24 protein-coding genes are annotated in these 25,693 nt (G+C 32.0%); 17 read left to right on the forward strand and 7 right to left on the reverse strand.

The genetic code is table 11. The features are described 5' to 3' along the window. Nucleotides 1-172 precede the first annotated feature (172 nt). From CD150_RS02095 to CD150_RS02115, 5 genes are all read left to right on the forward strand, one after another. Nucleotides 173-1,633, forward strand: coding sequence for a carbon starvation CstA family protein (locus CD150_RS02095; RefSeq protein ID WP_103161310.1), 1,461 nt, complete (start codon nt 173-175; stop codon nt 1,631-1,633). A 268-nt stretch (nt 1,634-1,901) separates the two neighbouring features. Continuing rightward, nucleotides 1,902-2,468: a helix-turn-helix transcriptional regulator gene (locus CD150_RS02100; protein ID WP_073345820.1), complete on the forward strand. Its 567-nt coding sequence runs from the start codon at nt 1,902-1,904 to the stop codon at nt 2,466-2,468. A 239-nt stretch (nt 2,469-2,707) separates the two neighbouring features. Further along, the gene (gene glpT, locus CD150_RS02105) at nt 2,708-4,066 is read left to right on the forward strand and encodes a glycerol-3-phosphate transporter (protein WP_064209817.1); all 1,359 of its coding nucleotides are present in this window, start codon (nt 2,708-2,710) and stop codon (nt 4,064-4,066) included. A 410-nt stretch (nt 4,067-4,476) separates the two neighbouring features. After that, entirely contained in the window at nt 4,477-4,908 is a 432-nt protein-coding gene (locus tag CD150_RS02110) for a universal stress protein (protein WP_064209818.1), read from the forward strand. 331 nt (nt 4,909-5,239) lie between these two features. After that, nucleotides 5,240-6,835: a BCCT family transporter gene (locus tag CD150_RS02115; RefSeq protein ID WP_225792164.1), complete on the forward strand. Its 1,596-nt coding sequence runs from the start codon at nt 5,240-5,242 to the stop codon at nt 6,833-6,835. A gap of 448 nt (nt 6,836-7,283) precedes the next feature. Here the strand turns inward: CD150_RS02115 and CD150_RS02120 are convergent, their stop codons facing one another. The 3 genes from CD150_RS02120 to CD150_RS02130 are packed head-to-tail and all read right to left on the reverse strand — an operon-like array spanning nt 7,284 to nt 9,669. Then, on the reverse strand, nt 7,284-7,433 hold the full coding sequence (locus CD150_RS02120) for a FeoB-associated Cys-rich membrane protein (protein WP_073345459.1): 150 nt from the start codon (nt 7,431-7,433) through the stop codon (nt 7,284-7,286). A 12-nt stretch (nt 7,434-7,445) separates the two neighbouring features. After that, nucleotides 7,446-9,440 carry a ferrous iron transport protein B gene (gene feoB, locus CD150_RS02125; protein ID WP_073345456.1) on the reverse strand — a complete coding sequence of 665 codons (1,995 nt, stop codon included), beginning with the start codon at nt 9,438-9,440 and terminating at the stop codon, nt 7,446-7,448. Further along, nucleotides 9,433-9,669 (reverse strand): FeoA family protein, encoded by a 237-nt coding sequence (locus tag CD150_RS02130; RefSeq protein ID WP_046207160.1) that lies wholly within the window; start codon nt 9,667-9,669, stop codon nt 9,433-9,435. The genes feoB and CD150_RS02130 overlap by 8 nt, the downstream gene beginning before the upstream one ends. 389 nt (nt 9,670-10,058) lie before the next feature. Between CD150_RS02130 and CD150_RS02135 the strand changes: the two genes are divergently transcribed. Further along, nucleotides 10,059-10,358, forward strand: a complete 300-nt coding sequence (locus CD150_RS02135; RefSeq protein WP_046207159.1) for a hypothetical protein — start codon at nt 10,059-10,061, stop codon at nt 10,356-10,358. Nucleotides 10,359-10,589: 231 nt separating this feature from the next. On the opposite strand, the gene CD150_RS02140 is transcribed toward CD150_RS02135, so the two are convergent. Beyond that, nucleotides 10,590-11,525, reverse strand: a complete 936-nt coding sequence (locus CD150_RS02140; protein ID WP_073345451.1) for a helix-turn-helix transcriptional regulator — start codon at nt 11,523-11,525, stop codon at nt 10,590-10,592. 79 nt (nt 11,526-11,604) lie between these two features. On the opposite strand from CD150_RS02140, the gene CD150_RS02145 reads away from it, so the two are divergent. Then, complete coding sequence (locus CD150_RS02145; RefSeq protein WP_073345446.1) at nt 11,605-12,246, forward strand: FMN-dependent NADH-azoreductase; 642 nt, start codon at nt 11,605-11,607, stop codon at nt 12,244-12,246. A gap of 269 nt (nt 12,247-12,515) precedes the next feature. Beyond that, nucleotides 12,516-13,940, forward strand: coding sequence for an APC family permease (locus tag CD150_RS02150; RefSeq protein ID WP_073345441.1), 1,425 nt, complete (start codon nt 12,516-12,518; stop codon nt 13,938-13,940). Between the two features lie 294 nt (nt 13,941-14,234). Here CD150_RS02150 and CD150_RS02155 read toward each other — a convergent pair whose 3' ends face one another. Both CD150_RS02155 and CD150_RS02160 read right to left on the reverse strand, forming a co-directional pair. After that, entirely contained in the window at nt 14,235-14,909 is a 675-nt protein-coding gene (locus tag CD150_RS02155) for an LPXTG cell wall anchor domain-containing protein (RefSeq protein ID WP_073345437.1), read from the reverse strand. A 185-nt stretch (nt 14,910-15,094) separates the two neighbouring features. Next, nucleotides 15,095-16,012 carry a DMT family transporter gene (locus tag CD150_RS02160; RefSeq protein ID WP_073345432.1) on the reverse strand — a complete coding sequence of 306 codons (918 nt, stop codon included), beginning with the start codon at nt 16,010-16,012 and terminating at the stop codon, nt 15,095-15,097. A 105-nt stretch (nt 16,013-16,117) separates the two neighbouring features. Between CD150_RS02160 and CD150_RS02165 the strand changes: the two genes are divergently transcribed. The 3 genes from CD150_RS02165 (at nt 16,118) to CD150_RS02175 (ending at nt 19,385) form a co-directional block, all read left to right on the forward strand. After that, nucleotides 16,118-17,005 (forward strand): AraC family transcriptional regulator, encoded by an 888-nt coding sequence (locus CD150_RS02165; RefSeq protein ID WP_070657211.1) that lies wholly within the window; start codon nt 16,118-16,120, stop codon nt 17,003-17,005. A gap of 81 nt (nt 17,006-17,086) precedes the next feature. Beyond that, nucleotides 17,087-17,887 carry a Cof-type HAD-IIB family hydrolase gene (locus CD150_RS02170; protein ID WP_073345427.1) on the forward strand — a complete coding sequence of 267 codons (801 nt, stop codon included), beginning with the start codon at nt 17,087-17,089 and terminating at the stop codon, nt 17,885-17,887. A 121-nt stretch (nt 17,888-18,008) separates the two neighbouring features. After that, a complete protein-coding gene (locus tag CD150_RS02175) occupies nt 18,009-19,385 on the forward strand; it encodes an MFS transporter (RefSeq protein ID WP_397610380.1) in 1,377 nt (458 codons plus the stop codon). 267 nt (nt 19,386-19,652) lie between these two features. On the opposite strand, the gene CD150_RS02180 is transcribed toward CD150_RS02175, so the two are convergent. After that, on the reverse strand, nt 19,653-20,558 hold the full coding sequence (locus tag CD150_RS02180; RefSeq protein WP_073345423.1) for a PhzF family phenazine biosynthesis isomerase: 906 nt from the start codon (nt 20,556-20,558) through the stop codon (nt 19,653-19,655). Nucleotides 20,559-21,156: 598 nt separating this feature from the next. Here CD150_RS02180 and CD150_RS02185 point away from each other — a divergent pair. From CD150_RS02185 to fadX, 6 genes are all read left to right on the forward strand, one after another. Continuing rightward, a complete protein-coding gene (locus CD150_RS02185) occupies nt 21,157-21,615 on the forward strand; it encodes a LytTR family DNA-binding domain-containing protein (RefSeq protein WP_070657220.1) in 459 nt (152 codons plus the stop codon). A gap of 20 nt (nt 21,616-21,635) precedes the next feature. Further along, the gene (locus CD150_RS02190) at nt 21,636-22,016 is read left to right on the forward strand and encodes a DUF3021 domain-containing protein (protein ID WP_103161311.1); all 381 of its coding nucleotides are present in this window, start codon (nt 21,636-21,638) and stop codon (nt 22,014-22,016) included. A gap of 194 nt (nt 22,017-22,210) precedes the next feature. Then, on the forward strand, nt 22,211-22,969 hold the full coding sequence (locus CD150_RS02195) for an SDR family oxidoreductase (protein WP_073345414.1): 759 nt from the start codon (nt 22,211-22,213) through the stop codon (nt 22,967-22,969). Nucleotides 22,970-23,002: 33 nt separating this feature from the next. Further along, nucleotides 23,003-23,323: a hypothetical protein gene (locus CD150_RS02200; protein WP_073345411.1), complete on the forward strand. Its 321-nt coding sequence runs from the start codon at nt 23,003-23,005 to the stop codon at nt 23,321-23,323. 46 nt (nt 23,324-23,369) lie between these two features. After that, nucleotides 23,370-23,717, forward strand: a complete 348-nt coding sequence (locus tag CD150_RS02205) for a MerR family transcriptional regulator (RefSeq protein ID WP_046207145.1) — start codon at nt 23,370-23,372, stop codon at nt 23,715-23,717. A gap of 399 nt (nt 23,718-24,116) precedes the next feature. After that, nucleotides 24,117-25,691, forward strand: coding sequence for a fatty acid degradation protein FadX (fadX, locus tag CD150_RS02210; protein WP_073345406.1), 1,575 nt, complete (start codon nt 24,117-24,119; stop codon nt 25,689-25,691). Nucleotides 25,692-25,693: the final 2 nt, after the last annotated feature.

The raw sequence follows: 25,693 nt of genomic DNA on the forward strand, positions 1-25,693 counted from the left end.
ATATTTATGAATTAGTTATCATTTAAATACAAAGATTATTTTAAAAGTATTATTTATTTTATATTCCCTAAAAATTAAAAATAAATAAATAAAAAAACGTTTGTAGGATTGTAGAATAATAAAATATGTGATTAAATTAAGAAAACGCTTACATATTAAAGGGGGATTTAAAATGGTAACGTTTATTGTATCTATTATATTATTAGTTATAGGTTATTTCACTTATGGGAAGTATATTGATAAAATGTTCGGAACGAAACAAGATAGGCCAACGCCGGCATATAATCAACGTGACAATGTTGATTATTTACCTATGAAGACGTCATCAAATTCACTCATTCAGCTATTGAACATTGCAGGTGTAGGTCCGATTTTTGGACCGATTATGGGGGCATTATATGGACCTGTAGCATTTATATGGATTGTTGTGGGATGTATTTTTGCAGGTGCAGTGCATGATTATTTGACTGGAATGATTTCAATTAGAAACAAAGGGGCACACTTACCGGAGCTTGCTGGTAAATTTTTAGGTCAGGTCATGAAACACTTTGTAAATATCTTCTCAATTTTATTATTATTGCTTACTGGTACAGTTTTTGTGACAAGTCCAGCGTTGTTACTACATAATTTATTAGATGGTCGCATTGCATTAGGTATCATTATCTTTGTGATTTTTGTTTATTATATTTTGTCTACAATTTTACCTATAGACAAAATCATTGGACGCATTTATCCAATTTTCGGTGCATTATTACTCATTAGCACAGTAGGTATAGGTTTCCGTCTTATTCAAACAGGTGCACCGATACCTGAAATTAATTTGAAAAATATGCATCCAGACGGTGCTCCCATATTTCCACTACTATTTTTTACAATTACTTGTGGTGCTTTATCTGGTTTTCATGCTACACAAACGCCTATTATTTCGAGAACGACAAACAAAGAGAAAAATGGTCGCTTTATATTCTACGGCATGATGATTGCTGAAGGTATTATAGCTATGATTTGGGCTGCTGCAGGCATGAGTTTATTTAATGGATATAGTGGATTAAATGATGTTTTAGCGCGTGGTGAAGCCGCACTTGTTGTAAGTGAAGCATCACATCTATTATTAGGTTCTGTGTTTGGAACGATTGCAGTACTGGGTGTTATCATCTTACCAATTACCAGCGGTGATACTTCTTTCCGTAGTGCACGTATGATTATAGCTGATTATTTAAATTATGGTCAGCGTAGTATGTTAAAACGAGTGATTGTAGCCGCACCATTATTTATCGTAAGCTTTGGTTTGACTCAGGTAGATTTTACTATTTTATGGCGCTATTTCTCTTGGGCAAATCAAACTACAGCTGTCGTCGCCTTATGGGTAGGTGCAATGTACTTACTTATTGCGAAAAAGAATTTTTGGGTGGCAGCAATTCCGGCAGTCTTTATGACTTGGAATATTTTCACTTATATTTTAAGTCAGAAGATAGGTTTAGGTTTGGATCTTAATTTAAGTTATATTCTCGCCTTTGTATTCACAATTTTATGGATTGGTTACTTTACTTATCAATATAAAAAAATTACTGCAGGTGCTTCATTTGAACTAGATCATCCTATACCGTATCAACAACAACAAACTGTGACGTAAGTATAAAACGATGATGGATGCTGATTTTTAAAATCAGTGATAAAAGCGAGTTAAAGATGAATGACAATAATGAGAGTAAGATACGTAATTAAAACATAATTTAGTTGCGGTCTTACTCTTGTTTTACGTAAGACTAAGGGATGTCTAATAAATACTGTAATAGCAGCATGACAAAAAGTTTTTACATAATTAAATGTGCGTATGTCAATATAATTTGGTAGTCTAAATTAGAAACACACTATAGTCTCAAGTTAAAGGAGCTTGGCAAATGAACATAGGTAATCAAATTCAATTTTTTAGACAGCGCGATCATTTATCACAAGAAGATTTAGCCGCAAAATTGTATGTTTCACGACAAACAATTTCAAATTGGGAAAATGATAAAAGTTATCCAGATATACATAATTTGTTAATGCTTAGTTCTTTGTTTCAAGTTTCTTTAGATAACTTAGTTAAAGGAGACATAGAGATTATGGAACAAAAGTTAAAACATAGCAAATTTAATTTATGGAGTCATTTAATGATTTGGCCTATGTTATTATCCGCAATCTTAGCAGGTCCAACCCTCTACTATTGGACGCCATTATGGATTATAGCTGAAACTATACTTTTAGCGACAATGATTATTTCATCATTTAAAGTAGAATCATTAAAAAAATCGTATAGAATACAAACGTATGATAGGATAGTTGCTTTTATGCATGGAAAAGACCCTAATGATATCTATAGTAGTAAATTACGTAATACCGTAACTTTTATGTATAGTTTTATACTTTGTGTTGGGTTGTTTATAATACTTGTGCTATTAAGTATGTATTTTTTTGATGTATTGTAATAGTTATTTTTCGTAACGCCTTGTAGTTAAAGATTTATTATAACTACGGGGTGTTTTATTTATTAAATATATGATTTTTTCAATCGTATACACTACGCATGAGCAAATATTATTTCTTATAGAATAATATTCAAATTTTAATAATAGTATTGCTTTACCACCCGGGAAATATTAATATTAAGTAAATAATTTGTAAATAAAATATTAAGAAAAATGATTGCTAATTTAGGGGTGATTGTATGTTTCGTTTTTTAAAACCGGCAAAGCATGTGGATCCTTTACCATCTGATAAGGTAGATGATACATATAAAAAATTACGATTACAGGTTTTTTTAGGTATTTTTATCGGTTATGCAGGTTACTATTTGTTGAGAAAAAACTTTTCATTAGCGATGCCTTCTTTAATTGAAGATGGTTTCAGTAAAGGGGAACTTGGTATCGCACTTTCAGCGATTTCAATCGCTTATGGTTTTAGTAAATTTGTAATGGGCACCGTAAGTGATCGCAGTAATGCACGTGTATTTTTAACATTAGGTTTGTTACTGACAGCAATTGTTAATTTATTGCTAGGATTCGTACCATTCTTTACTTCTAGTATTACAATCATGTTTATTATGTTATTTCTAAATGGATGGTTTCAAGGTATGGGATGGCCGCCATCAGGTCGTGTACTCGTACATTGGTTTAGTGTAAGTGAGCGTGGTAGTAAAACGTCTATTTGGAACGTAGCGCATAATGTTGGAGGAGGTCTAATGGCACCGATTGCAACATGGGGCATTTCTATGACTGCGCTTTATAATTTTGGTTATTTAAGAGGATTTGAAGGCGTTTTTATTTATCCAGGATTATTGGCGATTGTTATTGCAATTATTGCATATTTTTTGATCAGAGATACTCCTCAATCACAAGGCTTACCACCTATTGAACGTTTTAACAAAGATTATTCAACGACGACGCATGAAACACTTGAAACAGAGTTAACAACAAAAGAGATATTGTTTAAATATGTATTAAATAACAAGTGGGTGTGGGCGATTGCCTTTGCTAATATTTTTGTCTATTTTGTGCGTTATGGTGTACTAGATTGGGCACCTACTTATTTAAGTGAAGAGAAACAATTTAATTTAAACGAATCAGGGTGGGCTTATTTTCTTTATGAATGGGCTGGCATTCCAGGAACACTATTGTGTGGCTATATTTCCGATAAAGTATTTAAAGGGCGTCGTGGTCCAGCAGGTTTCTTCTTTATGCTAGGCGTTACAATCTTTGTATTGATTTATTGGTTGAATCCACCAGGTCATGCATGGTTAGATAATTTATCATTAATTGCAATAGGATTTTTAATCTATGGACCAGTGATGTTAATTGGTTTACAAGCTTTAGATTATGTACCTAAAAAGGCAGCAGGAACAGCTGCCGGTCTAACAGGCTTATTTGGTTACTTATTTGGAGCTGTGATGGCAAACATTGTTTTAGGTTTTGTCGTACAACATTTTGGATGGGATTTTGGTTTTGTTTTATTAACCATTATTAGTATTTTAGCGATGTTAAGTTTTATTTTAACTTGGAATAAACGAGGACAAGAACAAGTACATTAAAAATAAGCAATATATGGCGCGAGTGTGAGGTCAACTGAGTGATATTGACTTCATAGTCGCGCCTATTTTTATAAACGAAAATCATTTTAGAAATTATTCGTGTAACGGTTAGTTGTTCATATAAGCAATAAACCATAGGTATTATTAAAAGAAGAATATTAATAATTGAAATATTATGTTAATAATGGTTATTTAATGAATAATTTATATAAAAATGTGGTAATTAAATAATAAGTGAGTACACTAAAAATTTTTATGGTATCGATACTTCATTGTTTCAATATAAAATGCGGCTCAATACGTTAGTTATTTCATTAGTAAAATACGCATTAAGGCACCAAAAATATATTTAAACGAGCAAAATTGCATGTGCTGTTTTGTATCAGTTTAATTAAGAAAGGTGATTGATTATGTATAAAAATATTTTACTACCATACTCTTTTGATAATGATTTCGATAACATTCCTGAAAACTTAGCAAAATTAGTCGGCGAAGATTCCACTGTAGTTGTTCATAATGTCATGACTGAAAATGATCTATTAGCGAGTGTACGTTATGAAAATAAACATAAAGAAGATATCATTAAAGAAAAAGAAGAAGAGCTTTCTCCATTTCTTGAAAAATTAAAAGCACAAGGTATTAATTATAAAGTCGCTATCGAATTTGGACCTGTAAAAGATACCATACTTGAGAGAATTAGTTTTGGGGATATGGATGTAGGTGATTTTGATTTAGTAGTAATGAGTAACCATCGCGTGAGTATCGATATCAAACATGTACTTGGAGATGTTACGCATAAAGTTGCTAAAAGAAGTCCTGTACCAGTACTGATAGTGAAATAACATCAAAATTATGTATTGAAATGCTTTTAATGTAGTAACACGCGTTATAATTTCTCAAAAACATCATATTTTTAAGACTAGATTGTAATGCTAAAATTATTTTCTAGTCTTTTGTTTTGAAATTAAAATATGCACAAGTTTATTTTAAAGTAAATGATTTTATCTTTCATAAATATATTTTTAGAAATATTGAACTTTTAGTTTTAGTTTTGTAACCCTTTGATGACAGCTTTAACCGCATTTTATTATATTAAAACAAGCTTTGCTGCTGTTGTTTTAATATATAAAGTCTGTTATTCTGCCTAATGTTCAATTATAAGGGAGGTTACTAATTTTGGAAAATAAACAACATAATGCTAATGGGAAGAAACTGTCTTCTGTTTTTACTTATAGTATTATTATTACCGCAATAGTTGTATTATTGGGTGCAATCTTTCCAACTCAGTTTAATGAAATAGGGACAAATATTACTGGTTGGATTACTGAATACTTTGGTTGGTATTATATGGTTATTGTAGCACTCATGATATTCTTCTGTGTTTTCTTAATATTTAGTCCAATCGGAAAATTGAAATTGGGAAAACCTGAAGATAAACCTGAATTTAACACAATTTCATGGTTTGCGATGCTATTTAGTGCTGGTATGGGAATTGGTTTAGTATTCTGGGGAGCAGCTGAACCAATCAGTCACTTTGTATCACCACCATCTGGAGAGCCACAGTCAGCACATGCTTATAAAGAAGCTTTAAGAGGCGCATTTATGCAATGGGGCTTCCATGCATGGGCAGTATATGGTGTTGTAGCATTAGCGTTAGCTTACTTCCAATTTAGAAAAAATGAACCTGCATTAATTTCAAAAACATTACGTCCAATTTTCGGAAATAAAGTAGACGGTCCGCTTGGTACTGTTATTGACGTAGTATCTGTTTTTGCCACAATTGGTGGTGTTGCAGTATCACTAGGTTTAGGCGCTATGCAAATCGCAGGTGGTCTAAACTACCTATTTGATATTCCGAATAATATTGTGACACAAGGTATTATTATTGTGATTGTTACAATCTTATTCTTAGCGAGTGCTTGGTCAGGTTTAAGCCGTGGTATCCAATATTTAAGTAACGCTAATATTGGTTTAGCTGGCATAATCTTATTGTTTATTTTTATTGTAGGACCAACTGTTCTTATTTTAAATATGCTAACAAGTTCAACAGGTGAGTATTTAAATACGTTATTATTTAACATGTTTGATACGGCACCATTAGATCCACAGAAAAATGAATGGATGAAATCGTGGACGTTCTTCCAATTAGCTTGGTGGATTAGTTGGAGTCCATTTGTTGGTATATTTATTGCACGTGTATCTAAAGGACGCTCAATTAGAGAGTTCGTATCTGGAGTTATGTTAGCACCGGTACTTGTAAGTCTAGTTTGGTTTGCAGCATTCGGTGTTCTAGGTATCGAAACTGCGAAAGATAATCCAAAAATATTTGATATGCCTCCAGAAACTGCATTATTTGGTGTGTTTAATGAAGTACCGTTAGGCTTTGTGCTGTCCATTGTGACATTGCTATTAATAGCAACATTCTTTATTACGTCAGCCGATTCAGCGACATTCGTATTAGGAATGCAAACAACATTTGGTTCATTAAACCCATCAGCTATGATTAAAGTGGTTTGGGGTATTGCGCAAGCATTGATTGCATTTATCTTATTATTCTCAGGTGGAGATAATGGATTAAATGCTCTACAAAACATGGCAATCATGACCGCCTTACCATTCTCTATCATCATTCTTTGTATGATGGTCAGCTTCTATAAAGATGCGAATAAAGAACGTAAATTCTTAGGTTTAACACTATCACCAAACAAACATAGATTAGAAGAATATACGAAAATTGCAGAAAATAGAAGCGGCAATAAATCAGAGTAATTATTAAATATAAGAAATAACTGGAACATAAATTTCAATCTCAAAATAGAGGACTAATTCGTTTTTCAAACGAATTAGTCCTTTTTGTATGAAAAATGTTTTGATTTTGTTCGTGCATGCTTGCCTTGGGATATGACTCGAGCCTGTAATCTCTCGCTCATATCATTTTCCAGGATTACATTAAAATGCAAAATTGCGACTCAGCAAAACAATCGTTCAAAATGAGTAACTAATTGTATAACAACAAAACAAACGTCAACACCTATTCATATAATAGGTGTTGACGTTTAGGCTTTATACAAAAATATTAAATACTCATCTTTATAGCTATTTTAAAACGTAGAACTTTTTTATTTTATCTTTGTGATGTGAATCGAACAGTATAAAAAGATTTTAGCATGCTGTCATTTTTACAAAAATAAATGAATCTATCAAAATTGATTGATCGTCATAATGTTTTCTTTCCTGTACTACATCCACGTTTAGAGCCACAAGAATTACATTTACCTGCTTTGGCTTTCTTGAAAAAGTTGAATAATGTAAAAACAACATAACTAATAATAGCTAGAAAGATAATTACATTGATAATAATCGTCATTAAATCACATCCTTAATAAAATAATAATCCAATTTGATAAAAGACAAATGAAAGTAAATATGCAGTGATTAATGGATATGCTACAGCCAATATAGTCCATTTAAGAGAATATGTTTCTTTACGAATGGTCGCGACCGTAGATAAACAAGGAATATATAGCAAGATGAAAATCATAAACGAATATGCTGATAATGGTGTGAAATGACTTTGTATAATATTTACAAGACCAGCTTCGTCTGATGCATAGATAATTGCCATCGAGCTAACGATAACTTCTTTTGCTAAGAATCCAGGTATTAACGTAGCACCCGCCTGCCATGAACCAAAACCTAATGGCGCAACTAATACAGCAAAGAAACTTCCAATTGAATGTAAAAAGCTATCATTAACATCGACATTGAAACCACCGGGACCGGTATAATTCAATAGCCAAATAATTACTGAACCAGCAAAGATAAATGTTCCTGCTTTTTTAACAAAACCCTTAGCTTTTTCCCATGTACTTCTCCACAGTGTTTTGACTGAAGGTAATCGGTAAGTAGGTAATTCGACAATAAATACAGAATCATCATTTTTTAATACTGTTTTCGTTAGTAATACACTTGTTAATAAAGCGACGACGATACCAAGTACGTATAAACTTAAGACGATGAGCGCCTGATGAGATTCAAAAAACACACCTACAAACAGTGCGTAAACGGGTAATCTCGCTGAACAAGACATAAATGGTGCAATCAAAATCGTTGTAAGTCTTTCTTTTTCACTTTCAATGCTACGCGCCGCCATAATACTTGGCACGTTACAACCAAATCCAATAATCATTGGTATAAAAGATTTACCACTAAGACCAAAGTATTCCATAATACGATCCATTAATATTGCAATACGAGACATATAACCAGAGTCTTCTAACAGAGAAATGAAGAAGAAAAGCACCAGTATTTGTGGCACAAATACAAGTACTGCACCCACACCAGCAATAATACCGTCATTGATCAAATCTTGTAAAAATGGAACGAGGCCTAACTTATCCATCAGGTTGGATACTGTATCTGTAAAGGTACCGCCTAAAAATTCATCTAATGCATCGGATATAGGTGTTCCAATCCAAGTGAATGTGACGTGGAAAATAAGCCACATAATGATTAAAAAGATTGGGATACCTAAATATTTATTTGTTAAAATACGATCTATACGATGAGTGAAATATTGTCGTTCTTCATCAGGATATTCAACTGTATCTTTTAAAATATTGTCTATATATGTATTGCGTGTTGCTTGTATTTCATCTCGTATAGAATTATCTAATTCTTCTGATAAATTTTGACGCAATAATGTTATTTCTTTCAAAACAGCGTCATCTAAAAAGTCATGAATTTTTGGATTTTCTAATAAAAATTGTATTGAGATAAAACGTGCCAATTGTTTATCAATAGACGTGCTAGATGTTAAATGTGATTCAATTTGTGATATTGTAGCTTCAATGTGCTTCCCATAATTTAATTTTAATGGTCTATTTTTGGATAAGCCATTGTCTTTCAAAGAATCTAATAATTGATGTGTGCCTTTTCCATTTCTTGCTATTATAGGTAGTAGTGGCAATTTTAATTTTTTCATAAGTGCTTGCTGGTTGATACGAATACCACGTTTTGTAGCAACATCAACCATATTTAATCCAATAATTAAAGGTGCACCTAATTCCATTAGTTGAACTGTAAGCTGCAAATTACGTTTGAGTTGGCTGGCATCTATAATATTAATCATGCCAGAAAATTGACTATTCAATAAATAATCAGTAACAACCATTTCGTCTTTTGATATAGGTGATAATTCATAAATACCTGGTAAATCAACGAGGTCTCCAATATGTTGTTTGAGACGACCTACCTTTTTCTCTACAGTTACACCACTCCAGTTTCCTACATATTCGTATGTGCCAGTCAATGCGTTAAATAATGATGTTTTTCCAACGTTAGGGTTCCCTAAAATACAATAATTGTTAGTCATTGGCTTCCTCTAATTCGATCTGACATGCATCACAGCCACGAATACTTAAGCATTGACCATTCACTTCTAATATACAAGGACCCTTGAACAAGCACTTTTGTTTAATTTTTAACTTCGTACCATTCACTAAACCAAGTGCATTTAACCGATGACGCATGTGTTGATTTTTAATGTTCATTTCTTTGATTTTGTAACTCTTTTTTAAGTCTCCACTTTTTATGCTTAACATAAAACTCACTCTTTCTTATAATGAGATAATAATAATCATTATCAATTATACTATTATGTCAAATATAATAGAAGTAAATTTTAATATAATTCTGTGAATGTTTTGTTAAGCATTATTGCCTGTAACATATATTACTTTGTTTTTTTTGATTTTAAAAAATAAAAAGACAAATCATTGAGCAAAGAAGTTGCTATCATTACGATGTAATATTACACTTAAATTAAACAATAAATATACTAAGTATGAGATGAAATAACTCAGTCAAAAGATGTTTGGGAAATTAACTGGTGTTCAATGCTTTTGAGTTTCGGATATGAATCATAAATCGTTATATGAAAATATATGTGTGTTTAAAAATTGAATTACATATTGAGATAGGAGGGATTCAAATGGTTATCCGTGATAATAAACGCATAAAAGTAAAACGTTTAAATGAAACGCGCTCAAGTGGGATTTCTGTCATGATTGAAGAAGGTGGTTTGGGAGCTGACCAATATTATCAAATTGAAAAGCAAAATGCGAAAACATCTGAAGAACACTTACATCAATTTGAACATGAAGTAAGTGAAAAAAATAATGCTGAACTGATTGATTTATTAATTATAAATGCGCAAGAAAGTACGAATAAAGCGTATAGTGAGGCGTTAAAGACAATTCAGCAAGAAGTGTTAAACCGAATGAAATCATAAATATTGTATTTAAACCAAGATTTAATAAATAAGAAGATAACCAAGACTATTGATATAACTATTTACAGTTGTATCAATAGTCTTTTTAATATTTAAACATAGGTAAGACTTAGGGTACGCTAAATTAAGTGCTGCAGAAGTGAAATAATATTCAAATTAAATTAGGCCAACCACGATAATACAATCAACCATAAGGTATACAGCTATAAAAAGCCATGCAACACAGATATATTACTCGTATTTGTCGATGATATTGTTCAATTTATTTAAATAAGCTTCTTTTAGTTGCTTAGGATATATGATATGGACATTTTCACCTAAAGCAATTAAATAATTCACCATATAATCCAGTTCTTCAATATTATAACCACCAGTAATATAAGGTGTACCTTTTATATATTCTAAGTTCATATTGGGATAGTTGTTTTTGGAATATTGCTCTACTCCAAATGGTGTGAGCTGACATTTAAATGTGACATTATGATAGGTGCTTTCATATTGTTTTTGAAATTCAGCAAGTTGTTCTTTTGTATAGTTATTTTTTCTCGAAAGATTGATTGTTAATTGTTCGATATAATCACATCGAAATGTGCCCCATTTGTCATTTTTTATATCATATGCGCTACAGAACCATATGCCGTTTCTATAAAACAACTCATAAATCTGTAATTCTGTATCAACTTTTTTGTATTGTGTATAACGGATGTGAACGGTTTGTTCATAGATGATAGATTTTAAAATACTAGATAAATATTTTACATGACTGACAGGTGGTACATTATGATAAGTAACAAAATCTAATGTTTTCAAGATCTTATGTTGCTGTTCCGTTGGTATTGTAGCTAATAATTTTTCACTGATTTGTGTATAAGATTTTTGAAAGGGTGTTGTAGATAATAAATCTAAAGCTTTAAGTGCAAAAAAGATTGCTAATACTTCATCATTATTAAAATATATGGGTGTTAACAAATTCTGTGAAATGATTTTATATCCGCCATAGCGCCCGTTTTCTACATATATACTAAGTCCCATGTTTTCTAATTCTTGTACATCTCTTAACGCTGTTCTTTTTGAAATATTAAATTCTCTCATTAAATCAATTAAATGAAAAGCATGTTTGTTACTTAAAAAGATAAGCTCTTGATTTAATCGTTCGGATTTTTTCATATTTTCTCCTTTAAAGGTGACTTATTTAGACACCATTGAAATATATACTTAGGTTAACAAATTTTTAAGGAGAATGTATATGAAAACTTTAATGATTAATGCACATCCTGATTTTAAAAAAGAAGATAGCTTTTCTTTTAAATTAAAAGAAATGTTTCTTGAAGCATATGGACAATTGTATCCAAATGAACAACCAGAAGTTTTGAATTTATATGACATTCAGTTGCCTCGTATTGAAAAAAATCAATTACTGAATGTATGGCACAAGCAACGTGAAGGAGAAAAATTATCCGAAGTAGAAGAACTGATTTCAACCAAAACATCAGAGTTATTACAACAATTTAAAGCGTATAAAAGAATTGTCATTATTTCACCATTACACAATTTTAATATTACGTCACGACTTAAAGATTATATAGATAATATTATGATTGCACGTGAAACGTTCAAATATACTGAAAGTGGATCTGTAGGTTTAATGACAGATAATTATAAAGCGTTATACTTACAAGCAAGTGGTTCAATTTATACAAATGATGATCGTTATAAATTATTAGATTTTTCTTATCATTATTTGAAAGCGATGTTTGAAGATATTATGGGGTTTGAAGAATTTTATGTAGTTAGAGCTCAAGGAACTGCGATATTACCTGAAAATGACATTTTAAATGATGCAAAATTAGATTTAAAGCAAGTATTGTCATCATTTTATGCAAAATAAATTGATTGTAATAAGGAGATTAAGACAAAAATAAGGTCATATCTTTCAAATTATATACGTACCATATAAGAGATTGTTGTATGATAAATATATGAAAAAAGTATGTTTATATAGGTTTTGAAATTACTAAAATGTGTTTATTCAGATAAGAAATATTTAAAATAATCATGCATTTGTAAAAGATTCTTTTTTAAAAGGATATGTACATTACAATTAAAAATCACTATACTGTAATACGTGTTTGTACATTATTAACAAGGAGAAAATTGATGAATCTTTTAAAACAAATTTTCAAAAAGGAAGATATTGCTAAATTTCAAAATAAAGATGCTCATTTAGAGCGTACATTAAGAATAAGAGACTTTTTAGCTTTAGGTGTCGGTACAATTGTTTCTACTGCTATTTTTACGTTGCCTGGTGTTGTAGCTGCAGATCACACGGGTCCTTCAGTCAGTTTATCCTTTCTAGTAGCAGCTATTGTGGCAGCATTGGTAGCATTTGTTTACGCAGAAATGGCATCTGTCATGCCTTTTGCTGGATCAGCATATACTTGGATTAGCATATTATTTGGAGAATTTTTTGGATGGATTGTAGGTTGGGCATTAATTGCTGAATATTTAATTGCGGTTGCATTTGTGGCATCAGGATTTTCAGCTAATTTGAGAGGTTTATTAGAGCCTTTTCATATATCACTACCTCAGTCATTATCTAACTCTCTCGGTACAGACGGAGGTATCGTTGATTTATTAGCAGCTATTGTAGTCATTATTACTGCGGTATTACTATATAGAGGAACGTCAGAAGCGGCCCGTGTTCAAAATGCACTCGTGATTCTCAAAGTATTGGCTATTTTCTTATTTATTATCGTAGGTTTATCAGTGATTGATATTGGTCATTACATCCCTTTTATTCCAGAGTACCGTGAAACTGCAGCAGGTGCATTTGGTGGCTGGCAGGGAATATATGCAGGTAGCTCTGTCATTTTTGTTGCTTATATCGGTTTTGATTCTATCGCTTCAAACTCTGGTGAAGCGATTAATCCACAAAAAACAATGCCACGAGGGATTTTGGGCTCTTTACTGATTGCGGTTACTTTGTTTATAATCGTTTCACTTGTATTAGTGGGAATGTTTAACTATGCGCAATATAAAAATAATGCTGAACCAGTAGGTTGGGCTTTGCGTATGAGTGGTCATAGTACCGTTGCGGTTATAGTGCAGGCAGTCTCAGTGATTGGTATGTTTACTGCTTTAATTGGTATGATGATGGCGGGTTCTCGCTTACTTTATTCATTTGGCAGGGATGGCATCTTACCGTCTTGGTTAGGAAAATTAGATAATAAGAATTTGCCGAATCGTGCGTTAATCGTACTATCGATTGTTGCAATTATTATTGGTTCTGTATTTCCGTTTGGTTTTTTAGCACAATTAATTTCAGCGGGTGCGCTTGTAGCTTTTATGTTTGTGACAGTAGGTATTTTTTCATTGCGTAAAAGAGAAGGTCATGATCTACCACAACCGGCATTTAAATTACCTTTTTATCCAGTGATGCCAGTGATTATTTTTATTTGTGTATTTATTGTGTTCTGGGGATTAAGTGGTCAGGCTAAAATCTATACATTAATTTGGTTCTGTGTCGGCATTATTTATTATGTATTGTATATTTTAAAGAATCTTAAAAACATCAAAAATTAAACATATTACGGTTTAAACATTAATAAAAAGTTTAATGGTTTAGACAAAATCTATGCATTGATTATTATAGTATTTGTTAGTCCTGATTGAGTAGAAATTTGGAATTAATCGACATTGTTAATTCCGTTTCTACTCTTTTTTATAGTTTGTCTTAAAATAAAAAGTAGGAAGCATGTTAAAATTTCAGGCTAAACCTTAATATAATATGGTTTTAATTAGAGGGAATTGATATGAGTTTTAATTAAGTTTTAAAATATCACTACTCAATTCTATTGAGTAGTGATATGTATATCATTATTTAGATTTATTAACAAAACGATTTTTAAACATTAGTAGACTAAGTCCAGCAGTTAATGCTAATAAACCAGCACTGATACTTAAAATTTCAGCATTATTTTGTTGTCCAGTATCTGGTAAATTTTGTGGTTGTTCCATTTGGTTATCTTGAGCGTTTGGTGTAACGACTCCTTGTGGTGTATTAATTGATTGATTATTTTTATTGGCAATTTTTTGTGTTTCATTTTCTATAGCTTGTTCGTATGCTTCTGGTGAAACTTCTGTTCGTTTTGGTACGTTATTTTCTAATTGTTGATAGTCTTCGTTAGACATACCATCAGGTTTTACACCGCCATATGGTCTATTACCTTGCGTAGTTTGATGTGCTTGTTGTTCTTCTTTTGCTTGTTCAAAGATACTTGCAACTTTTTCATTATAATTGACTTGAGATAACTTGCCAGAATCTTTTTGCTGAGTAAGTTGTGTTATTTCATCTTGATATGTTTGTGGTAGAGCAGAGATATCAAAGTCCATGTTTGCCCATCCATCACCGTCTGGGTCAGTACTATTTGGCAGCGTTTCCCCTGTAACAGTTTTAGCACCATTTTCCTCAGCATTAGCTGTGCCGTGGATTCCCGTCACTGCTATTGAACTTGCTAATAATGACGTAAGTAAAATGTTTGATTTTTTCATTAATTATCCCCCTTTACTATTATATTAATATCATAAATATAAACCCCATCAATATTGTTCAAAACATTTTAAAATTAAATTAATAATGTTTGCTATAGAAATTATTTATCTTCGCTAGCGATAACCTTTTTATTGCTAAGATCAATAGTGTTACAAGTACATATTAAATTTTTGCTTTATATAAATTATTCTATGCTATGTTGTTTTTTTAATGATAAAGCCAAAATGAGTACGATAATCAGTAGAATGCCAATTAATTGAAAACTACGAAACGTAACATTAAGCCAAAAGGCACTTGCTAATATGGCCATAACAGGTTCAATTGTGCCGAAAAGCGTTGTTTCTTTTGCCGATAAGTAATTTAAACTTTCAATAAAGAAAAAGAATGCTATAGCGGTTCCAGCAATAATACCAAAAGTTAAATAAAGTGCAGTCGATCCTGTTAAATGAGACCGGTCAAATTGCCATATAGGTGCTTTGAAATTCATGACAATGCCTGAAATTAACATGGCCCAGCCGACAACTAAAATAGATGGAAACCGAGTTAATAATTGTGTTGCGTAAAGTGTATAGAAAGCAAGTGCTAAGCCAGATATAATCCCCCAAATTACGCTTGGTGTAGATACCACAAGCTTACTAAAAGATCCGTTGGTTAGTAGTAAAAATGTACCTGATAATGTGAGGATAATCGCAACCAAATCAAAAGGTTTAAAGCGTTCTTTACGTCTAATCACATACCAAATAATGATATATACTGGGGCTATGTATTGCAGTAAAGTAGCGACTGCGGCATTACCAAAATTGATAGACGCCATGTAAGCATATTGAACGAGTAACATACCAAGAATTGAGAAAATGATAAGTTGAAATAAGCTATGCTTATTTTTAAATATATCGAATAATGAAGATTTTCTATTTATTATTTTGTAAATCATTAATAAGACGAAGCCACTGATTAATAACCTCGCAGTTACATACCAATTGACATCAATGTCCCTTTGTTGAAAAAGAAAATCTGATACCGTACCACCGAGCCCCCAAAATGAAGCCCCTACAATAGCTAATAAAATACCTATGATTCTAAATTTTGTTTTATTTACCATATCATCACCTGTAAAATATTAATATATTTATACTATACCGATAAAATAAGCGATATAATATATAAAAATAAGCTTAAAATAGCAAAATATTGAGGTGTCTCATTTATGTATCAAGAAATTATCGTAGAAAATACAAGAGAAGAATTAATACAATTTCCTGATAAACAATGGAAACATATTATTTTACATACACATTTAAATCGCACGATTTTTGGCTATATTCCTATACATTGGCACCACGCATTACAATTTATGTATGTGGTTAATGGAACACTCGATGTTTCAATTGGTGACGACACATTTAATATTAAAAAGGGAGACGGGCTTTTTATCAATTCAAATGTTGTGCATGAGTTAACAAGTGAATTTTCACAAACAGAGTATTATTGTTGGAATATTGAGATACCAGAAACTATCAATTATTTAGAATTTAATTATGTATCAGAAATTATAAATAAAGCACATTATGTTCCCTATATATACTTATCCCAAGATGACAAACAACAAAGAGAACTCTTAGAGATTATTAACTCAGCTGGTCAAATTTATGAAAAACAAAACTCATACTTTGAACTAGATATTACTGCCAAATATTATAAAGCAATAAAATGGTTATTACTGCATTTTGCAGTAGTAAATGAACAAAAGCGATACTACTTTGATTATCGTATTAAAAGGCTGATAACATATTTGCAAAATCATTTTCACAAGAAAATTTCATTACAAATGTTAAGTGATGAGATTCATATGAGTAAATCTGAAACGGTTAGATGTTTCAAATTTTATGTAAATCAGACCCCTATGCAATACTTGGTGAATTTACGATTAGAACACAGCGTAAGAATGTTGCGTAGTAAACAATCATATACGATTACTGATATTGCAATGGCATGTGGTTTTTCAACAACGAGTTATTTTATTAAAGTTTTTAAAGAAAAATACAAGCTCACCCCAAAACAATTTCAGAAAAAGCAAATAACTGCGACGTCATGACTCAATACGGATTAGAAAAATTGCTAATTATAATGATAAGTAGATACAATAAGTTAAATGCCAAATAAAGGGGTCGTTTTTATGAATATTAAACTGATTGTCGTGGACATGGATGGCACATTTTTAACTGATGATAGCCAATTTAATTACGAGACTTTTCAATTGTTAAAAGAAAATTGTGCAAATCAAGATATTCGCTTTGTCTTTTGTACTGGTAAGCAATGTGAGCGTGTAGAAACTATTGTAGGTGATCTCGCAACGAATACATTTATTGTAGGCGACAGTGCAACACGAATTAAATACAATGGGGATTTTATTTACAATGCAGTGATAGAAAATCAAAAAGCAAAAGAAATTATTGATACGATAAGAGCAATTGATGATACACAAACCATTTTGGCTTGTTCGAAAACCGGTGCATACGTGTTAGACAATATTTCTGAATCAGAAAAAAGGCACGTGCATGGTTCTTATCAACATGTGCACTATATTAAAGATTATAACGATATTGAAGATGATTTATTGAAAATTACTGTTCATGACGCAAGTGCTCACTGTAAAGAGACTGCCGACCGTCTAAAACATTTTGAAAAAGATGTTTATATCGTAGCTTCAGATGAATCATGGATTGACATTGCAGACTTGGGCGTGAATAAAGGAACTACAATTAATCGAATTCAGAATTTACTTCAAATTACACCTTCAGAAACTATTGCATTTGGTGATGGGTATAATGATTTAGATTTATTTAAAGCGGCGAAATATAAAGTCGCTATGGATAATGCTTATCCTGAATTAAAAAAAGAGGCAAATTTAATTGCAATTAATAATAATGAAGATGGCGTTGTACAAACTTTAAACTTACTTTTAGGATTTAAATAAAAGTAGATTTTTATATGAATTGGAAAAATAGTAAGAATTCATAAAATAAATTGTACTTTGTATGATAATATCTATCTAGTGCGTATTTTTATATGCAATATTTAGATGAGGAGGTTCATGCATCGTGAGTACAAAGCAACAATCAAACAACAAATTGATTTTAGCTATTGTGTTAAGTGTGTTAACGTATTGGCTTTTTGCCCAATCGTTTATTAATATATCTACACAGGTTCAACATACCTATCAAACAACACCAGGTGTTGTTAACTTATCTGTCAGTTTAGCGTCATTTGCTACTGGTATTTTTATGGTCGGTGCAGGTGACGTTTCTGATAAAATTGGAAAACTAAAAATGACTTATATTGGTATCATTTTTAGTATTTTAGGTTCATTACTTATTATTGTGTCTAGTGTGACGGCGTTCTTATTGGTAGGACGTATGTTGCAAGGACTTTCGGCAGCTATTTTACTTCCTTCTACCGTAGGCGTGATTAATGAGCAATTTAAAGGTAAAGAAATGCGTAGAGCATTTAGCTACTTGATGATCGGTAGCGTTGGTGGTATCGGTTTAGCATCGATGGTTGGGGGATTGATAGCGACATATGTCAATTGGCAATCTAACTTTATCATCTCTATCATTATTTCAATTATTGCATTTTGGTTATTGTGGGGAACAGAAGAAGTAGAAAAAGAAAAAATTGACACAAGACCATTTGACTATATTGGAATGTTTTTATTTGCAGTTTTAATAGGAAGTATTACATTGTTTGCCACACAAGGGTTTGAACAAGGTTGGTTCAGTACCTTTTCAATTACATGTTTTGTGATTTTTATAATTTCTACAGTTATTTTTATATTCTTTGAAAGGCAAAAACATGCACCGTTCATTGATTTTTCATTGTTCCGAAACCGTGGTTTTGTTGGTTCTTCAATGATCAATGTTGTACTCAATTCTGGCATAGGTACGACGACAGTATTTAATATGTATGCGCAGACAGAATTAGGATTAAATGCCTTTCAAGCAGGACTTGTGACTGTTCCTTATGTCATTATGGCAGTTGTGATGATCCGTTTAGGAGAAAAATTATCCTTACGTTTTGGAGGCAAGCCACTGTTATTGGTAGGACCACTATTTCCAGCAATAGGAATTATGTTTATCAGTTTAACTGTATTACCAACAGATTGGTATGTAGGCATTGTCGTGTTTGGATTTGTCATTTGTGCTATAGGAAATGGCTTATGTGCTACACCAGGAATTACAGTTGCAATTTTAACAATTCCTGATGAAAAAGTTGGTTTAGCTTCAGGTATCTACAAAATGTGTGCGACACTAGGTGGTGCGCTAGGCATTGCGCTTAACACAACTATTTTTGCAGCAGTGCAAGTCAACCATAGTGCTAGTGTAGCTGCGACGACTTCATTTTTAACAGGTTTATTGATTATGATTATAGGTGTGATTTTGACTCAAATCATCATTCCTAAAAATGTAAAGGCTTAAGCATATATTGAAATTCATTAATAAATGATACCGCGCTATAAATCTCATATTTAAAATAAGGACTAATCCGTAAGATACTCATGGATTGGTCCTTTTATATTGCCGTTATTATGAATTTGATATACATGTTTAATCAGCGAACGGTTTAAACTTTTTAACTACTTAAACGATTAGTTACAGTTGTTGATGCTTATTTTACATTATTTATAATGCGAACTTTATAGCTATCACTAAGTCAATTACATATATTTATTAAGTTGATTTCAATTAAGAATCAGTTAAATGAACAATAAATGTTTTAACGCTAACGGCTGTTCCAGTTATTTTTATATCCAATTCATTGTCATTAAAAGTAACGCTAACCTTCACCTTACCGTTTTTACCAATTTCTTGACCTTGTTCAACGATAAGATTGAGTGGATGGTCTGAATTGTTATGTATGTATTTAACAAAGTAAGCCCCCATAACTCCAGAAGCTGTTCCAGTAACTGGATCCTCTGTTGTTCCAGAGAAAGGTGAAGAAAAATGACGTGCATGCATATTAGCATCTGGATGATATGTTTCAAAACAAAATGGATGAATAGACACGTTAGGCTTTTCGCTTAATATAGAAGGGAATTGGTCATTGTTGGGTTTCATTTTCTGACAAACAGCTAGACTTGTCACTGGAACCAGAAGTGTCCAAACGCCTGTACTTCCATATAAAACTGGTAAATTATCGACGATATCTTCTTCTTCGATACTTAGTGCATGAGCTAAATCTTTATTAGAGCCATTGAATGTCTCAAATTGTGGTGTGGCATGTTGCATAGTGATATATATTTGGTCATTATGAGATACATTCATTCCGATAGCTAAAATGCCTGCTTTAGTTTCAATTGTAATTTCGTTTTTATTTTTTAGTAATTGTTTTTCTTTTAAAGCATAAATCGTGGCAATTGTTGCATGACCACAAAGGTCCATTTCATGGCCTGGCGTGAAGAAACGTATTCTAAGGTCTGCCTTATCAGATTTAACAGGAAATGCAGTTTCATTAAAGCCAATTTTTGATGCAATTTCTTGCATTTCCCAATCTGTTAAATTTTCTGTATCCAATACAACGCCAGCAGGGTTCCCTTTATTGGCTTCTATACTGAATGAGTCATAATGATAAACCTGCACGGATTTAACCATTTCATTCCTCCTGATTTTTAAATTCTCTACAAGTTGTAGAACAATTTACATGAGTTTGTTTAGCAATTTTACTTGTAACTATTATTTTAAAAGAATTTTAATTGATTTATCAACTTTATTATCTCTTTATATAGAGGTTATGACGCTTTTTAGCCTTTATATTAAACTTTGACTTATCCTTTTTTTACTGCTTGTACGCATATAAAATAGTTTTTAGTTAATCATTAGGTGTTATGTCGCATTGTTTATGTATGGATTCCTCTACGTAATGATGAATAAAATTAGTCGAATAAGACACATTCCAAACCCCCCTTACTATTTTCAGTAGTGGGGGGTTTTTGTGAATTAAACACAGCTATTGTTTTATAAGTGGATTATTACATTTTGATGGGTAAGAATACAAAATTATGTGTTCTGCAATAGACATAACTATTATTGATATTATTAAAAAGAAAACTATGAATGGAATTAGAAAAAGAGTTTGAATTTTATAATTATGTTTTCAACCGGTTACGTTATATTGGTGACCTCTTACGATAAAAGTACTGACAAAATAGCAGAGAATTATATAGTATAAGTAAAAAGAGTGGGCGGTACTATGGAAAGTGACGTACGAGTTCATCTGAAAGTAGACGAAGTTCGCACTATAACAGAAGTAAACATCAATACTTTTGATAGAAAAACAGGTGAAAGTTTATTAGAACACATTAATAATTTCACATTTTCAAATTTAGATAAACTAGGGATTAAAACATCAGAAGGTATATTCATGATCAGTAAATCAGATATCATGTTCGCTGAAATATTTGATAAAGAAATCACAATTACGACAACAGAAAAAGAACTTACAACACGTATGACTTTAAGTACATTACAACATAAGTTGGCCGGCGCTTTCTTTATAAAAATATCTAAATCATCAATTATTAATGTTCATTTTATAAAGAAAGTTAATCCGTCCTTCTCAGGTAATCTAATAGCTACACTTACGAATGGCAAGAAAGTATCTATATCTCGAAGATACGTCAAAAATTTAAATAAAGCATTAGGCATATAACATATAAGGAGAGGATTATAATGAAAAGAACCTTAAAAGAAATGTTACAAGGTGTCGGATTTAGCAGTAGCATCACGATTATCTTTCTCGCAGCTAATCACATGAGCATTGGTTTTGGTGATGTATTAGGAATATATTTCTTTGGAGCTGTTTGTGGCTTATTATCTAGTATTTATGTAGTAGAAAGTATACCTTTATTACTGCAATTATTCATTCATTTAAGTGGTAGTGTTATTTCATTTATTGTTGTAGCTTATCTTAATCATTGGTTACCGATGGAGGTTTCCACAGTGGTTTCATCAATTACTATATTTGTGATTATTTTTCTAATATTATGGTTATTATTTTTTATTAATAATCTACTACACAGTAAAAAAGTTAACGCGCAACTAAAAAAGTAAGGAAATGAAGGTTGTCAGCAAATAACGATATAAAAGCCTACAGAACAAAGTAATATCATCATTTTTCTTCACATACAGCACATTCTCATGAAACAAAGACGCCACTAAAAATATTAGCATTTTTCAGCAATCACTTGCTTGATATCGCGCTCTAAGGTTTACGATTGAATTATATTCAAAGGAGGTTATATAATATGGGTAAATTTAATAGTCTACAGGACAAAGTTGTAGTTATTGCTGGTGGTGCTAAGAACCTTGGTGGTTTATTAAGTACTACTTACGCTAAAGAAGGAGCCAAATTAGTAATCCATCACCATGATGAAAATTCTTTAGATGATGCAAAAGCGACACTTACAAAAGTTGAAAATTTAGGCGGGGAAGGTACATTATTTTCTGGTGATTTGACAAACGTTAATAATGTCCAAGCTTTATTTCAACATGCTGAAGAGACATTTGGAAAAGTTGATATTGCAATAAATACTGTTGGAAAAGTGCTTAAAAAACCTATTTCAGAAACGACTGAAGAAGAATTCGATAGCATGGCGGACATCAACGCAAAGTCAGCTTATTTCTTTATTAAATATGCTGAAAAATCTATGAATGATCATGGTAAAATCATCACTTTAGCCACTGCATTGCTTGCTGCTTACACCGGTTTTTATTCAACTTATGCTGGTGGCAAAGCGCCTGTTGAGCATTATACACGCGCAGCATCCTCAGAATTTATGGATAGAGGGATTTCAGTAAACGCTGTCGCTCCAGGGCCAATGGATACGCCATTCTTCTATCCACAAGAAGGCGATGATGCTGTAGCATTCCATAAATCCCAAGCGCTTCATAACCAACTTACAAAAATAGAAGACATCGCGCCAATTATTACTTTCTTAACTTTAGATGGATGGTGGATCAACGGACAAACATTATTTGCTAACGGCGGTTATACGACACGCTAGTTTACTTTTTAATCATAAGGAGGTCATTTTGATATGAATTACTTTTTAGCAATATTTAAAGGGAAAGAAACAGATATCAAAATTATTACAGAAGCCAAGGTAATAGATGAAAAGAGTGTATCTGTGCCAAGTCATAATTACGTTAAATCATTAGCTGAAGAGATTATTGAGCTATCGCATCAAAATAATTTATTCCATAATGATATTAAAGGGATTGGTTTAAATATAGATGATCCTGAACACATTGGTTATAACAGTGTGGAGTCATTAAAGAACGATATGACATCAACATTTGGATTTGAAGCTATCATTGATAATGACTATGAAGATTTACTGGTTCAACTTATGAAATAGACAAAAAGGTGACTTTATAAAGTCACCTTTTTTTAGGAGGTAAATTATGCAAGTCAAACAAGTTGCCGATAACTTAGGCATCAGTGAACATACCATTCGATATTATGATAAAGCAGGACTTTTTCCATTTGTTCAGAGAAATAAGAATGGTTATAGAGATTTTTCAGAAGAAGACTTATATTGGATTGAATTTATAAAATGTATGCGCCAGACACATATGCCTATATCAAAATTAAAAGAAATTGCGGAGTTATATCATCAAGGCAGTGACACAAAAACGAAGCGGAAAAATATATTTTTGGAACATCAAAAAAATTTAATTGAACAAAAAAAGATTATAGATCAAGGGCTTCAAACATTAGAAGAAAAATTTAAATTGTTGGAGAATGAATAGATAAAAGTACAGCGCGGGTGGTAGCAGCAAGTGAAATACAAATGACTGTTTCTTTTTTTATAGTACCTTACAACAGAAAATGTAATGAATACGTCTGGGACAAAGCAATGATGTCCCAGATTTTTTATCGTCCTCGGATATATCCTTTTTTTGATAAAACATTTTGTCTGCCTGGTTCTCTTTCAATGATTTTCATATTTTCCTTCACACACTTCCAAAACCGTCATAGCAGATGTTGTGTATATTTTCACAATTCACTATAATCGTAAAATTTAAAATTTTTGCATAAATTTCAAAAATAATGGTATATTACATGTAAGGGCTTACATACATGAAGAAAGGAGATATTTATCACTCAATATTTTATTAGTTGGATTAAACATAGATAGGAGAAACTGTATGAAAATTATTCCATTTTCAGATTTGAAAGACATCGTAAAAGAAGGTGATGTTATAGCTCTGGCAGCCTTATCTACAGCAAATTTACCAGCTGAGATACTTAAAACGTTAGTCGAACAATATGATGAGGATCAATCACTTAATAATTTAACGTTCATGCTTGCTAATGATATTAGTGACTATAGAGGTGACAGTTATGATTTAGATTCATTCGTTTCAAGGGGTATGGTTAAACGATTAATCACGAGTATTATTACTGGTTCACCAGCAACGATTCAAGCAATGCAGAACAATGAAATAGAGGCTTATTTCCTTCCTCAAGGTGTTATAACCACACATTATCGAGGAAGTACGGAAGCTTTTCCAGGGCCGATTACTAAAATTGGTTTAAATACAAATGTGGATCCACGTTATTCTGGTGGAAAAGTCAATACATGTACGACTGAGGATTTGGTTTCTTTAATAAATATCAATGATAACACTTACTTGAAATATCAGTTTCCAGAAATTGATGTAGCTTTACTAAGAGGTACATATGCTGATGAAGCAGGTAATATTTATATGAAGCATGAGACACACTTAGGAGAAGGTTTTAGTTTAGCAGCAGCTACGCATAAAAATAATGGAAAGGTTATTGTTCAAGTGAAAGAAGTGATTCAAAGTGGTCGTTTCAATCCAAATGAAGTGTTTATACCTGGCAAATTAGTAGATTATATTGTAGTGAACCGTGATCCAAAATATCATAGACAAGTGATTCAAACGTACTATGATCCGGCACTTTCAGGACATTATCAAATTACAGAGATGCGAGAACCATATATAGAATTGAACACTCGAAAAGTAATTTTGAGACGTGCTGCTCAATTTTTACTTCAAGGTGATGTCATCAGTATTGGTTTTGGCATAAATAATGAGTTATCTAATGTTTTAACTGAAGAAGGGGTTAACAATTTAGTACAGCCCAATATAGATACAGGCGTATTTGGTGGTTTGATTAGCAGCGGAAAAAATTTTGGTATGAACTATAACTTAAGTGCACGTATGAGACACGATATGACTTGGGATTTCATTTATAACGGAGGCGTTGATATAGCCTTTCTAAGCTTTGCTCAAGTAGATTCCATGGGTAATGTAAATGTCTCAAAATTTGGCAATAAAATGAATGGCTGTGGTGGGTTTATCGACATAAGTCAAACGGTAAAAACAATTGTCTTTTCCGGTTCGTTAGTTGTCGGGGGTCAACTAAGTTATGAACAGCGCAAGGTCAATGTAGAACAAGAAGGTCACATACCAAAATTTATCAATGAAATTGATAATATTGATTTCAATGTTGAAAATGCGTTTTTGCTTGAACAAGAGATTTACTTTGTCACCGAAAGGGCTGTATTTGAACTCACACAACAGGGATTAATGCTCATTGAAATAGCTCCTGGTCTTGATTTAGAGCGAGATATTCTAGCAAATATGGAATTCAAGCCGCTCATTGCAACGCATTTGAAAGAAATAAATAGCGATATTTATCAAGATAAGTGGGGAGGATTGTCTGATGCAATAAAGTCGGATTATCGTATTTAAAC

This window comes from Staphylococcus ureilyticus, assembly GCF_002902235.1.
GTDB classification, from domain to species: Bacteria; Bacillota; Bacilli; order Staphylococcales; family Staphylococcaceae; genus Staphylococcus; species Staphylococcus ureilyticus.